Genomic DNA, 13,475 nt, shown 5'->3' with positions numbered 1-13,475 from the left:
CCTGGGATTGCTGAGCCCGGCCGCAACGGGGGCGTTGCGCCATCCAGCACTCACCGCAGGAACGCGTCGTAGGCCGTCTTGCAGATCAGTGCGCTCACCACGACGATGAACGCGCCGCGCACGAAGCCGGCCCCATGCCGCAGCGCGAGTCGCGTGCCGATCAGGCTGCCGCCGATGTTGGCCACGGCCATGGCCAGGCCCAGCGTCCAGATCACATGGCCCTTCAAGCCGAAGAGCAGCAATGCACCCAGGTTGGTCATGATGTTGATGACCTTGGCGCTGGCCGACGCATGCAGGAAGTCGTGCCCCAGCCATCGCACGAACAGGAAGATCAGGAAGCTGCCGGTGCCCGGCCCGAAGATGCCGTCGTAGAAACCCAGCATCAGGCCCACGGTGCCGGTGGCGGCCAGTTCGGCCTTGCCCGTGAAGCGCGGCTGGTGCGTGAGTCCCAGGTCCTTGCGGGCCAGGGTGTAGAGCAACAGCGCCCCCAGGACGATGGGCAGGGCCTTCCGCAACGCGTCCGTCGGTACCCAGGTCACCACCCAGGCTCCCATGAGCGAGCCGCCGAAGGCCAGCACGGCCGCCACCGACAGCGAACGCCAGGGCAGACGCACACGCCGGAGGTACTGCCCGGCCGAGGCGGCCGTGCCCCAGACCGAGGCGCTCTTGTTGGTGCCCAGCAGCGTGGCGCCGGCGGTGTCGGGAAACGCAGCGAACAACGCCGGCACCAGAACCAGCCCGCCGCCGCCGACGATCGCGTCCATGAATCCCGCCGTCAGCGAGGCCAATGCCATCCATGCCCATTCCATAGGGGCGGCATTGTCGCAGCGTGAGTCGCTCCTCTTTTGGGAGCGCTACACCAAGCTGGGCTGAGCCATTTCTTTACCGCGTGGAGCAGGCCTGACCATAAGCGGCGCAAAAAAAAGCGCCGACTGCGCGGCGCTTTGAAAGTTGTTTGGCTTCTCGTCGGACGGAGGCCTTTGGGAATCTCATGAATTTTGATTTTTCTGGATTTGTCTCCTCAGACCCTCGCGCATCAGCAGGGCGGTGCCTGCTGCGAGTGGCGAGACTTTAGGTCCTGCACCGCGGTAGTGCATTGGGACTAACCCGTGGCCCGGATTCGGGCAGCGCGCATCCGTGGATGCGCGGCTAGATTTCGATCTTGGAGCCCAACTCCACCACGGCGTTGTTCGGCAGGCTCATGAAGTCCGCCACGCCGCTGGCGTTGTGGTGCATCTGCGCAAAGAGCTTCTCGCGCCAGGGGGCCATGCCGCTGCCCAGCGTCGGGATCACGGTGTCGCGCGAGATGAAATAGCTGGTCATCATCCGCTCCAGCTGGCAGCCGCGCAGCTTGGCCTGCTCCAGCGCGCGGGGCAAATCGATGTCGTTCTTGAAACCGTAGTGGATGGTGATCTGCCAGCAATGGTGGCCCAGCGGCTCCATCTCCACCCGGCGTTCCATGGAAATCCAGGGCACCTCATGGTTGCGCACCGTGACGAAGAGGTTCTGCTCGTGCAGCACCTTGTTGTGCTTGAGGTTGTGCAGCAGCGCCGTCGGCACCACACCGGTCTCGGACGTGAGGAAGACCGCCGTGCCCTCGACCCGCGCCGGCGGGCTGACGAACACGGCCTCCAGGAAGCTGCGCAGGTCGATGGCATCGGCGCGCTGGGCCTCTGACATCAGGCTGCGGCCCTGCTTCCAAGTGATCATCAGCGTGAACATGCCCATGCCGATCATGACCGTGAACCAGCCGCCCTGCGGCAGCTTGAGCAGGTTGGAGGCGAAGAAGGCGAAGTCGATGATGAAGAAGGTCACCGTCGCGCCGATGCACAGAAGGAGCGGCAGCTTCCACGCATAGCGGATCACGAAGAAGGTGAGCATCGTCGTGATCAGCATGTCGGTGGTCACCGCGATGCCGTAGGCCGCCGCCAGGTTGCTGGAACTGCGGAACATCACCACGGCCAGCACGATGGCCACGAACAGCGACCAGTTGATGAAGGGGATGTAGATCTGCCCCGCCGAACGCGCGCTGGTGTGCTCGATGCGCAGTCGGGGCAGGTAGCCCAGCTGGATCACCTGTCGCGTGACGCTGAAGGCGCCCGTCAGCATGGCCTGCGAGGCAATCACCGTGGCGGCCGTGGCCAGCAGCACCACAGGCACCACCGCCCATTCAGGCGCCATCAGGAAGAAGGGGTTCTTCACCGCCGCCGGATTGCCCAGCAGGAGGGCGCCCTGACCGAAGTAATTGAGCACCAGCGCCGGCATCACCACCGAGAACCACGCGATGCGGATCGGGCCTTTGCCGAAATGGCCCATGTCGGCATACAGCGCCTCGGCCCCGGTCACGCAGAGCACCGTGGCCCCCAGGATGATGAAGCTGGTGCCCGGGTTGTCCCAGATGAAGCGCAGCATGTAGTGCGGGCTGATCGCCTTGAGGATCTCGGGGTGCGTCAGGATCTGCGCCACGCCCAGCAGCGCCAGCACACCGAACCAGGTCAGCGTGATCGGCCCGAAGAAGCGGCCGATGCCCGCCGTGCCGCGCTTCTGCACCGCGAACAGGCAGAACAGCACCACCAGCGTGATCGGAATGACATAGCCGGTGAAGTGCGGCGACACCACCTCCAGGCCCTCGACCGCCGAAAGCACCGAGATGGCCGGTGTGATCACACCGTCGCCATAGAACAGGGCGGTGCCGAAGATGCCCAGCGCCAGCATGCCGTTGCGCAGGCGCGGCTTGTCGGCCACTGCGCGCGAGGCCAGCGCCAGCATGGCCACCAGGCCACCTTCACCCTCGTTGTCGGCCCTGAGGACCAGCACCACGTACTTCAGCGAGACGATGATGGTCATCGTCCAGAAGATCATCGAGAGCATGCCGTACACGTTCTCGACCGTGAAGGGAACGTGGCCGTGGCCGAAGATTTCCTTGATGGCGTACAGCACGCTGGTGCCGATGTCGCCATAGACGATGCCGATGGCGCCGAGCACGAGCGCCGGCATGGAAGACTTGGAGGCAGACACGAAGTGGCGAGGAAAGGGCCGGGCCGCGCCTTACCCCGCCGGCCGCCTCGTGGCGCCGGGGAGCCAAGCTCCGCCCTCGATTTTCCGTTGCTGTGGAAGTGTGGATTGTGCGCGCCGCCCGTCTGGCCGCAAGCCCGCGCGGGCCCCTGCGGGACGGCGCCGGATCACTCGTAGACCTCGGCCTCGGGGTTGGTGGCTTCGAGTTCGTAGGAGGCGGCGACCATGGCCAGGCGGCCAATCACGCCGTACATGTAGAAGCGGTTGGGCGCGCTGGCGCCCGGCTTGGCGCCGGGCTGGGGCAGGTGGCCGCTCTGGGAAAAGGCCAGCGGCACGAAGCTCGCGCCCGGCAGGGCCAGGCTCTCGTCCGCGCCGCGGTCGGGGTGTACGCGGTAGAAGCCGCCCACCACATAGCGGTCCATCATGTAGACCACCGGCTCGGCCATGCCGTCGTGGACACGCTCGCGGGTCAGCACGCCTTCCTGCACGATCACATCCGTCGGGCCGGCATCGTCGGTGGTGGCGCCGGCCATGGCTTTCTGGCGGGGCTTCTTCGTCAGGGCCTCGAGCTCCTTGACGTCGCGGATGGTGGAAATCGGCAGGCTGCTGGCCCCGTTCTCGCTCTTGACGATGACGAAGGGCTTCTCGTTGATGCCGTATTCCTTGTACTTGCGGCGCACCTTGGTCAGCACCTGATCGACCGCGGCCGTCAGGCCGTCGACGCCCTTGTTGCGGGCGAGGTCCACGCCCTCGGCGCGGCCATAGATCGACTGGATCAGCCAGGGATCGATGCCCAGCAGCTTGCCGAAGCGCTTGGAGACTTCCTCGTAGCTGTGGAGGTGGTTGCTCTTGCGCCGCACCGACCAGCCGGCATGCAGCGGCGGCAGCAGGTATTGCTCGTGCAGGTCTTCCAGGATGCCGGGCGTGCCGGCGGCCAGGTCGGTATTGAGCAGGATGGTGCACGGGTCGAAGTTCTTCAGCCCCAGGCGGCGCTTGCTGCGCACCACGGGTTCCAGGCAGACCGTGCTGCCGTCAGGCAATTCCACCTTCTTGGGCGACTTGATGGCCGGGTCGATGGAGCCTACCCGGACATTCAGCCCCGCCATCTGGAAGATGCGCACCAGCTGCGCCACGTTGGCCATGTACGAGGTGTTGCGGCCGCGGTTCTCGGGAATGACCAGCAGATTGCGGGCCTCGGGGCAGATCTTCTCGATCGCGGCCTGGGCAGCCTGCACCGCCAGCGGCAGCATCTCGGTGGTCAGGTAGTTCCAGCCACCGGGGAAGAAGTTGGTGTCCACCGGCGCCAGCTTGAAGCCGGCGTTGCGCACGTCCACGGCCGTGTAGAAGGGCGGGGTGTGCTCCATCCACTCGAGCCGGAACCAGCGCTCGATGGCGGGCATGCCGTCGAGGATGCGCTGCTCCAGTTCGTTGATCGGGCCGGTCAGGGCGGTGACGAGATGCGGAACCATGCGGCTGCCTTGTTATGCGGGTTTGCGGCCAGAGGCGGACCGGCGATTGTAGGCAGCCGGCCTGGCCGCTCCCATGACAGTGCGGCGGCCGCTCTCTGGTACGCAGCCGGGTCAGCGGCGGATCTCGCCCTGTCCCAGAACGATGTACTTCAGCGAGGTCAGGCCCTCGATGCCCACCGGGCCGCGGGCGTGGAACTTGTCGGTGCTGATGCCGATCTCGGCGCCCAGCCCGTACTCGAAGCCGTCCGCGAAGCGCGTGCTCGCATTCACCATCACGCTGGCCGAATCGACCTCGCGCAGGAAACGCTGCGCATGGCTGTGGTCGTTGGTGACGATGGCGTCGGTGTGGTGGCTGGAGTAGCGGTTGATGTGATCGATGGCCTCGTCCACGCCGTCCACCAGCTTGATGCTGATGATCGGCGCCAGGTATTCCTCGAACCAGTCCTGCTCGGTGGCGGCCACCACCCGGGGCTGGCCGGCCAGCAGGGCTGCAGCCTCGGGATCGCAGCGCATCTCCACGCCCTTGGCGGCGAAGACGGCGCCGATGCGTGGCAGGAAGGCCGGCGCGATGGCGCGGGCGACCAGCAAACCTTCGGTCGCGTTGCAGGGGCTGTACTTCTGCGTCTTGGCGTTGTCGACCAGGGTGACGGCCATGTCCAGATCGGCGCTGGCATCGACGAAGGTGTGGCAGTTGCCGTCCAGGTGCTTGATGACCGGCACCTTGGCCTCGCGGCTGATGCGCTCGATCAGGCCCTTGCCACCGCGCGGGATGATCACGTCCACATACTCGGGCATGGCGACCAAGCGGCCGACGGCGTCGCGGTCGGTGGTGGGCACCAGCTGGACGGCGTCCTCAGGAAGGCCAGCGTCCAGCAGCGCGGCGCGCACCAGAGCCGCCAGGGCCTTGTTGGAGTCGATGGCCTCGGAGCCGCCGCGCAGGATGGCGGCGTTGCCGCTCTTGATCGCCAGGCTGGCGGCCTCGATGGTCACGTTGGGCCGGCTCTCGTAGATCATGCCGAACACGCCGATGGGCACCCGCATCTGGCCCACGCGGATGCCGCTGGGCTGCTGCTTCATGCCGATAATTTCGCCGATCACGTCGGGCATGGCGGCCAGCTGCTCGCAGCCCTCTGCGCAGGTGGCGATGACCTTGGGCGTGAGCTTGAGACGGTCCACCATCGGCTCGGCCAGGCCGGCGGCGCGGGCACGCTCCAGGTCGCGGGCGTTGTGCTCGCCCAGCGGTTCCACGCTCGCCCGCAGTCGTTCGGCCAGGCTGCGCAGCGCGCGGGCCTTGGCCGCGGCGCTGGCCTTGGCCATCTGCGTCGACGCCGCGCGCGCCTGGGCGCCCAGCGTGTTCATCAGTTCGAGGGTGGAGATCGCGTTCATGGGCGCGATTTTCTCACCGGGCTCGTGCCCGGGGCGGGGTGGGGGGATCGCTGCCCCTTCGGCCAAAGTTCGTGGAGGCCAACCGCCCTCGCACCGTTCGGGCGGAGCCTGCTGAAGCCGGGTGCCCCACCAAGCGCCTGGCAGAGTTTGGCTGTACCAGGCACACCCCCAAACCGTTCAGGCTGAGCCTGTCGAAGCCCGGCCCGAACGCCCAGCCTCTCAATCCGCCTGCTGCAGCAGCGACCAGACCCGGACCGGCGTCAGCGGCATCTGCAGCCGGGGCGCCAGCGCGCCGCGCCCGTTGCGCGCGAGCGCATCGGCTACCGCGTTCACCACCGCCGGCGTGGCGCCGATGGTGCCCAGCTCGCCGACGCCTTTCACGCCCAGCGGGTTGTTCTTGCAGGGCACGGACTCGTCCATCTCGGTGCGGAAGTCGGGTGCCGTGCCGGCCACCGGCAGTGCGTAGTCCATCAGGCTGCCCGTCACCAGCTGGCCGGTGGCTTCGTCGTAGACCACCTGCTCCAGCAGCGCCTGGCCGATGCCCTGCACCGCGCCGCCGTCGAGCTGGCCGCGCACGATCATCGGGTTGACCACGCGGCCGACGTCGTTCATCGAGGCATAGGCCACCACGGCCACGTCGCCGGTCTGCGGATCGACCTCGACCTCGCAGACATGGCAGCCGTTGGGCCAGGTGGGCCCGTCCACCTTGCTGGTCGAGTCCACGAAGATGCGGCCCTCGGCCTGGCGGCCCGCCAGCTCGAACAGGCCGATGCCCAGGTCGGTGCCGCGTACGGTGAAGCGGCCCTGGCCGTAGTCGATGTCGGCGGCCGCAGCCTCCAGCGCCTCGGCCGCCAGTTCGCGGCCGCGCGCCAGGGTGCGGTCGGCGCCGGTGCGCATGGCCGAGCCGCCGGTGAACAGTGAGCGCGAGCCCGCGCTGCCGAAGCCATTGCCGCGGTCGGTATCGCCAAGCACCACGCGCACCTGCTCGATGGGCACACCGAAGGCGTCCACCACCAGTTGTGCCAGCGTGGTGGCGATGCCCTGGCCCATGGCGTTGACGGCCGAATAGACCTCGATCACGCCGTCGGCCTTCACGTCCACCGTCACGCGCTCCTCGAACACGTTGCCGCCCGTCCATTCGAGGAAGGTGGCGAGTCCGAGGCCGCGCCACAGGCCGCGCGCGGCCGACTCGGCGGCGCGGGCGTCGAAGCCGTTCCAGTCGGCGAAGGCCAGGCCCCGGTCCATCATGTGCTCGAAGGCGCCGGTGTCGTAGGTCTGGCGCATCGGGTTGGTGTAGGGCATCTGCTCCGGGCGGATGAAGTTGCGCCGGCGCAGGGTCACGCGGTCGATGCCCGTCTGCCGTGCGGCCTCGTCCATCAGCCGCTCGATGAGGAAGATGGCCTCGGGTCGGCCGGCGCCGCGGTAGGCGCCCGTGGGCGACTGGTTGGTCATCACCGCGCGGAAGTGGAAGTCGATGACCGGGATGTCGTAGACGCTGGTCTGCACCCAGGGGCCGATCAGCAGCTGGATGGCCACGCCGGTTCCGGTCGGGTAGGCGCCCACGTTGGCGTCGCTGTGCACGCGCAGGGCGAGCACGCGGCCGTCGCTGTCCAGCGCCATGGCGGCGCGGGCTCGCACGTCGCGGCCATGGGTGGTGGTGAGGAATTCCTCGGAGCGCTCGCCGGTCCACTTGACGCCGCGGCCGAGTGCCTTGGCAGCGAAGGCCACCACCGCGTCCTCAGGGTACAGGCCGGTCTTCATGCCGAAGCCGCCGCCGACGTCGCTCACGCGCACGCGGATCTGCTCCGCCGGCAGCCCCAGCACCGTGGCCAGGGTGCCACGCACGCCGGTGGGCATCTGGGTGCTCATCTGCAGGCTGAGGCGGCCATCCTGGTCATCGATCTCGGCCAGCACGGCGCGCGGCTCCAGCGTGACGGCGGCGACGCGCTGGTTGTCGACGGTGAGTTCGACGACATGCGCCGCCCCGGCGAAGGCGCGGGCTGCGGCCTCGGCATCGCCGTGGCGCATCTCGGCGCTGATGTTGTCGGGCGCTGCCTCGCACAGAGTGGGCGCGCCCTCGGCCAGCGCAGCGTCGAGGGTGGGAATCGCCGGCAGGTCTTCGTAATCCACCCACACGGCCTCGGCCGCGTCCTTGGCGGCCTGCAGCGAGGTGGCGACCACGGCCACCACCGGCTCGCCGACGAAGCGCACCACGTCGTGAGCCAGCGGCAGACGGGCGGCGGTCACGCCGGGTGAGCCATCGGCGCGCACGAAGCCGGCCACGCCGGGGATGGGCTGGACGCCCTGGGCCACCAGGTCGGCGCCGGTGTAGACGGCCAGCACGCCCGGCAAGGCGCGCGCGGCTTCGGCGTCGATGCTTCGGATGCGCGCATGCGGGTGCGGCGAGCGCTGGAAGGCCAGCGTGGCGCAACCCTGGAGCCGGATGTCGTCGGTGTAGCGGCCACGGCCGGCAAGCAGGGCCTCATCTTCCAGGCGGCGCACGGCCTGGCCGCTGCCGAAGCGGCCGGCTGAAGGGGCGGGGGTCGAAGCGGCGGAATGCGCGTTGTCCAGCATGGGCGTCTCCGTAAAGGGAAAAGGTGTTGCACGTACCGCCGCCCGTTTTACCCGGTTGCCTGCCGCCCCGCTTGGAACGCGGGGCATGGCCGTCGGGCGGCCGGACGGTGCGGACGCCATGCAAGCGCCGCGCCGCCCTTTGCTGTAGGTCGGCCTATTTGCGCGCGTCGCGCAACTCGCGCCGCAGGATCTTGCCCACAGGCGTCTTGGGCAAATCGGTGCGGAACTCGATGATCTTGGGCCGCTTGTAGCCGGTCAGGTTGTCGTGGCAGAAGCTGCGCACCTGCTCCTCGGTGAGCGCGGGATCCTTCTTGACGATCACCAGCTTGACGGCCTCGCCGGTCTTGTCGTCGGGCACGCCGACCACCGCGCACTCGAGCACGCCGGGCAGGGTGGCGACGACGTCTTCGACCTCGTTGGGGTACACGTTGAAGCCGCTGACCAGCACCATGTCCTTCTTGCGGTCCACGATCCTGGTGTAGCCGCGCTCGTCCATCACGCCCAGGTCGCCGGTCTTGAACCAGCCTTCCGGGGTCATCACCTTGGCGGTTTCGTCCGGGCGTTGCCAGTAGCCCGCCATGACCTGCGGGCCGCGCAGCGCGATCTCGCCCACCTGGCCCAGCGGCACCGGTTGGCCGGCATCGTCCAGCAGGATGATCTCGGTGCTGGGCAGCGGCACGCCGATGGTGCCGCTGTATTCCTGGCTGGTCGTCGGGTTGCAGGTCGCCGAAGGCGAAGTCTCGGACAGGCCGTAGCCCTCGCAGATCGGGCAGCCGGTCTTGTCGAGCCACAGCTTGGCGACGGCACTTTGCACCGCCATGCCGCCACCCACCGAGATCTTGAGATGGCTCCAGTCCACCGTGTTGAAGTCCGGGTGGTTGGCCAGGCCGTTGAACAGCGTGTTGACGGCCGGGAAGCTGTGGATGCGGTGCTTGGAGAGATCCTTGAGCGTGGCGGCCAGGTCGCGCGGATTGGGGATGAGGATCAGCAGCCCACCCGTGCGCATCGACAGCATCATGCCGACCGTGAAGGCGAAGATGTGATACAGCGGCAGCGCACACACGGTGGTGGGCTGCTCGCCCTGCGGCACACGCTGCATCACCGGGCTGTTCCACGCCTCGGACTGCAGCACGTTGGCGATCACGTTGCGATGAAGGAGCACGGCGCCCTTGCTCACGCCGGTGGTGCCGCCGGTGTACTGCAACACCGCCACGTCGTCGCCGCCGATGGCCGGTGCCTGCAGGCCGCGGCGGCGGCCCTGCGACAGCGCGTCGTTGAAGCGCACCGCGCCCGGCAGGCTGAAGGCCGGCACCAGCTTCTTCACGTTGCGCACCACGTAGTTGACGATGGCGCCCTTGAGCAGGCCCAGCCGGTCGCCCATGGAAGCGAGCACCACATGCTTGACCATCGAATTCGCGATGCACTTCTGCAGTGTGCTGGCGAAGTTCTCCATGATCACGATGGCCTTGGCACCGCTGTCCTTGAGTTGGTGCTCCAGCTCACGGGCGGTGTAGAGCGGATTCACGTTCACCAGGATCAGGCCCGCGCGCAGGATGGCCGCCACCGCGATGGGGTACTGCGGGCAGTTGGGCATCATGACCGCCACGCGGTCGCCCTTGGTTAGGCCCAGCCCCTGCAGGTAGCCGGCGAAGGACTGGCTGGCGCGGTCGACGTCGCCGTAGCTCACCAGCTTGCCCATGAAGCTGTAAGCGGAGCGGTCCGCGTACTTGCGGAAGCTCTCGTCCATCAGCGCCACCAGCGAGGCGTACTGCGCGGGGTCGATGTCGGCTGGCACGCCCGGCGGGTAGCTGCTGAGCCAGGGGCGGTCGGTCATGTGCAATGTCTCCAATGTCCGGAATGAAAAGTGGCCGCTGCAGCGGCGGCGGCCAGGCTCTTGAAATCGTAGCAAAGCGGCAGCGCCATCAGGCGCCGCGCCCGGTGAGGCAATGCCTTATTCCACGGCCTTCATCATGTCCTCGACCACCTTCTTGGCATCGCCGAAGACCATCATGGTCTTGTCCATGTAGAAGAGCTCGTTGTCCAGGCCCGCGTAGCCGGCCGCCATCGAGCGCTTGTTCACGATCACCGTTTTGGCCTTGTAGGCCTCCAGGATCGGCATGCCGTAGATCGGGCTGCCCTTGGTGTGCGCGGCCGGATTCACGACGTCGTTGGCGCCCAGGATGATGGCCACGTCGGCCTGGCCGAATTCGCTGTTGATGTCCTCCATCTCGAAGACCTGGTCGTAGGGCACCTCGGCCTCGGCCAGCAGCACGTTCATGTGGCCGGGCATGCGGCCGGCTACCGGATGGATGGCGTACTTGACGGTGACGCCCTTGTCGGTGAGCTTCTGCGCCAGTTCCTTGACGGCATGCTGGGCCCGTGCCACGGCCAGGCCGTAGCCGGGCACGATGATCACGGTCTCTGCGTTGCCCAGCACGAAGGCGGCATCGTCGGCACTGCCGCTCTTGACCGGGCGCTGCACGGCACTGCCAGCGGCGGCCGCCGTGGCCTCGCCGCCGAAGCCGCCCAGGATCACGCTGAAGAAGGAGCGGTTCATGGCCTTGCACATGATGTAGCTCAGGATCGCGCCCGAGCTGCCCACCAGCGAGCCGGCAATGATCAGCATGCTGTTGTTGAGCGAGAAGCCGATGCCCGCCGCCGCCCAGCCCGAATAACTGTTGAGCATCGACACCACCACCGGCATGTCGGCGCCGCCGATGGGGATGATGATCAGCACGCCCATCACGAAGGCCAGCGCCAGCATCAGCAGGAAAGCACTCCAGCTCTCGGTGGCCATGTACACCAGGCCCAGGCCAATCGTCGCCAGACCCAGCACCAGGTTCAGCGCATGCTGTCCCTTGAACTGCACCGGCGCGCCCTGGAACAGGCGGAACTTGTACTTGCCCGACAGCTTGCCGAAGGCGATCACAGAACCGCTGAAGGTGATGGCGCCGATGGCCGCGCCCAGGAACAGCTCCAGCCGGTTTCCGAAGGGAATGGGCGAACGCGCAAAGCCGTCGACGAACAAGGTGCCCGCGGGCGTCGTGTAGGTCGCTCTTGCCGACACAGGCGGCGGCACGATGCCGAAGGCCCAGGGCTCCACCACCGCTGCCACGGCGATGAACACCGCCGCAAGGCCGATCATGCTGTGCATGAAGGCGACCAACTCGGGCATCTTGGTCATCTCCACGCGCTGGGCCATGAAGGCGCCGGCGCCGCCGCCGATCACCAGGCCCACCAGCACCCAGCCGAGCCCCAGCGGCGAGCCGGCCAGGCGCACGATCAGCGCCGCCGTGGTCAGCACGGCGATGGCCATGCCGACCATGCCGAAGACGTTGCCGCGGATCGAGGTGGTCGGGTGCGACAGGCCCTTGAGCGCCTGGATGAAGCAGACGCTGGCCACCAAGTAGAGCAGCGTGACGAGGTTCATCGACATGGCGTCACTTCCCCTCGGCGTTGGCTGCGGTGGAAGGGGCCTTGCGCTCCTTCTTCTTGAACATCTCCAGCATCCGGCGCGTGACCAGGAAGCCGCCGAAGACGTTGACCGCAGCCAGCGCCACGGCTGCCACGCCCATCACCTTGCCCAGCGGCGTGGTGGTGAGCGCCGCCGCCAGCATGGCGCCGACGATGACGATGGCCGAGATGGCGTTGGTCACCGCCATCAGCGGTGTGTGCAGCGCGGGTGTGACGGTCCACACCACGTGGTAGCCGACGTAGATGGCCAGCACGAAGATGGTGAGGTTGATGAGGGTCGGGTTGACGATGTCCATGGTGCGCGTTCCTTCAATCAAGCCTTGCGGGTGACCTGGCCGTCCTGCGCCACGCGGCAGGCGGCGACGATGTCGTCCTCGAGGTCGATCTTGAGCCCGCCTTCCTTGGGCAGGATCAGCTTGAGGAAGTCCAGCACGTTGCGGGCGTAGAGCGCCGAGGCGTCGGCCGCCACCAGGGCGGGCAGGTTGGTCTCGCCGATGAGGGTCACGCCGTGGCGCACCACCGTGCGGTCGGCCTCGGTCAAGGGGCAGTTGCCGCCGGTCATGCCGCCATGGACGTCGGGCCCGCGGCCGGCCGCGATGTCCACGATCACAGCGCCGGGCTTCATGGCCTGCACCATGGCCTCGGTGATCAGGGTGGGCGCCGGCCTGCCGGGGATGAGCGCCGTCGAGATCACCACGTCGGCCTGGGCCACCCGCTTGGCCACCTCGGCCTGCTGGCGGGTCAGCCAGCTCGCCGGCATCGGCCGCGCATAGCCGCCGACGCCCTCGGCGGCCTCGCGCTCCTCCTGCGTCTCGTAGGGCACGTCGATGAACTTGGCGCCCAGCGACTCGACCTGTTCCTTGACGCTGGGGCGCACGTCGCTGGCCTCGATCACCGCGCCCAGGCGCTTCGCCGTGGCAATGGCCTGCAGTCCCGCGACGCCCACGCCGAGCACGACGACGCGGGCGGCCTTCACGGTGCCCGCGGCCGTCATCAACATCGGGAAGAAGCGCTGGTAGGCGTTGGCGGCCATCATCACCGCCTTGTAGCCGGCGATGTTGGCCTGGCTGGACAGCACGTCCATGCTCTGCGCGCGCGTGGTGCGCGGCGCGGCCTCGAGCGCGAATGCGGTCAGCCCGGCCGAAGCGAGCCGCTGCAGGCCTGGCACGTCGTGGGGATTGAGCATGCCGACCACGACCGTGCCGGGCTTCATGGCGGCGCACTCGGCGTCGGTGGGCGCGCGGACCTTGAGCACCAGCTGGGCGCCCAGCGCACTCGCGGCGTCCGTGGTCTGCGCTCCGGCAGCTTCGTAGGCGGCATCGGGGACGCTGGCCGCAAGGCCGGCGCCGGACTGGATGAGCACCTGATGGCCTTGGGCCACCAGCTTCTTGGCGGTCTCGGGCGTGACGGCCACGCGCGATTCACCGGCCACGCACTCGGCGGGCACTCCGATCAACATCTTGGAATCTCCTCGTCACCACAGCGGCTTGGCCGCCCCAACTTCGCCAAAGCTTACAGTAACTTGACGCCTCCGGGCGCGCCTGGACGACAACATTC

Annotated in this window: 9 protein-coding genes; all 9 read right to left on the bottom strand. The window is 67.9% G+C overall.

What is annotated here, in order from left to right; all coding sequences use genetic code 11:
* Nucleotides 1-50: 50 nt before the first annotated feature.
* Entirely contained in the window at nt 51-809 is a 759-nt protein-coding gene (locus QZ772_RS18950) for a TSUP family transporter (protein ID WP_295529468.1), read from the bottom strand.
* Nucleotides 810-1,149: 340 nt separating this feature from the next.
* The gene (locus QZ772_RS18945; RefSeq protein WP_295529466.1) at nt 1,150-3,018 is read right to left on the bottom strand and encodes a potassium transporter Kup; all 1,869 of its coding nucleotides are present in this window, start codon (nt 3,016-3,018) and stop codon (nt 1,150-1,152) included.
* A gap of 164 nt (nt 3,019-3,182) precedes the next feature.
* Nucleotides 3,183-4,484 (bottom strand): glutamate--cysteine ligase, encoded by a 1,302-nt coding sequence (gene gshA / locus QZ772_RS18940; protein WP_295529464.1) that lies wholly within the window; start codon nt 4,482-4,484, stop codon nt 3,183-3,185.
* Nucleotides 4,485-4,595: 111 nt separating this feature from the next.
* The gene (locus QZ772_RS18935; RefSeq protein ID WP_295529462.1) at nt 4,596-5,870 is read right to left on the bottom strand and encodes a glutamate-5-semialdehyde dehydrogenase; all 1,275 of its coding nucleotides are present in this window, start codon (nt 5,868-5,870) and stop codon (nt 4,596-4,598) included.
* Nucleotides 5,871-6,089: 219 nt separating this feature from the next.
* On the bottom strand, nt 6,090-8,444 hold the full coding sequence (locus tag QZ772_RS18930; protein WP_295529460.1) for a xanthine dehydrogenase family protein molybdopterin-binding subunit: 2,355 nt from the start codon (nt 8,442-8,444) through the stop codon (nt 6,090-6,092).
* Nucleotides 8,445-8,598: 154 nt separating this feature from the next.
* A complete protein-coding gene (locus QZ772_RS18925) occupies nt 8,599-10,278 on the bottom strand; it encodes a long-chain-fatty-acid--CoA ligase (RefSeq protein WP_295529457.1) in 1,680 nt (559 codons plus the stop codon).
* Nucleotides 10,279-10,395: 117 nt separating this feature from the next.
* On the bottom strand, nt 10,396-11,880 hold the full coding sequence (locus tag QZ772_RS18920; RefSeq protein WP_295529455.1) for an NAD(P)(+) transhydrogenase (Re/Si-specific) subunit beta: 1,485 nt from the start codon (nt 11,878-11,880) through the stop codon (nt 10,396-10,398).
* A gap of 4 nt (nt 11,881-11,884) precedes the next feature.
* Nucleotides 11,885-12,214, bottom strand: coding sequence for an NAD(P) transhydrogenase subunit alpha (locus QZ772_RS18915; RefSeq protein ID WP_295529453.1), 330 nt, complete (start codon nt 12,212-12,214; stop codon nt 11,885-11,887).
* A gap of 17 nt (nt 12,215-12,231) precedes the next feature.
* Nucleotides 12,232-13,377, bottom strand: a complete 1,146-nt coding sequence (locus tag QZ772_RS18910; RefSeq protein ID WP_295529451.1) for a Re/Si-specific NAD(P)(+) transhydrogenase subunit alpha — start codon at nt 13,375-13,377, stop codon at nt 12,232-12,234.
* Nucleotides 13,378-13,475: the final 98 nt, after the last annotated feature.

The sequence above is a fragment of the uncultured Pseudacidovorax sp. genome (assembly GCF_913773995.1).
Taxonomy (GTDB): domain Bacteria; phylum Pseudomonadota; class Gammaproteobacteria; order Burkholderiales; family Burkholderiaceae_C; genus Xenophilus.
Note: the sequence above shows the minus strand (reverse complement) of the source record. Positions and strands in the feature narration are given on the sequence as shown.

Excerpts from the sequence above, each read along its gene's own strand:
- QZ772_RS18950 (WP_295529468.1), bottom strand. The coding sequence starts at position 809 with ATGGAATGGGCATGGATGGCATTGGCCTCGCTGACGGCGGGATTCATG.
- gshA (WP_295529464.1), bottom strand. The coding sequence starts at position 4,484 with ATGGTTCCGCATCTCGTCACCGCCCTGACCGGCCCGATCAACGAACTG.
- QZ772_RS18935 (WP_295529462.1), bottom strand. The coding sequence starts at position 5,870 with ATGAACGCGATCTCCACCCTCGAACTGATGAACACGCTGGGCGCCCAG.
- QZ772_RS18930 (WP_295529460.1), bottom strand. The coding sequence starts at position 8,444 with ATGCTGGACAACGCGCATTCCGCCGCTTCGACCCCCGCCCCTTCAGCC.
- QZ772_RS18925 (WP_295529457.1), bottom strand. The coding sequence starts at position 10,278 with ATGACCGACCGCCCCTGGCTCAGCAGCTACCCGCCGGGCGTGCCAGCC.
- QZ772_RS18920 (WP_295529455.1), bottom strand. The coding sequence starts at position 11,880 with ATGTCGATGAACCTCGTCACGCTGCTCTACTTGGTGGCCAGCGTCTGC.
- QZ772_RS18915 (WP_295529453.1), bottom strand. The coding sequence starts at position 12,214 with ATGGACATCGTCAACCCGACCCTCATCAACCTCACCATCTTCGTGCTG.
- QZ772_RS18910 (WP_295529451.1), bottom strand. The coding sequence starts at position 13,377 with ATGTTGATCGGAGTGCCCGCCGAGTGCGTGGCCGGTGAATCGCGCGTG.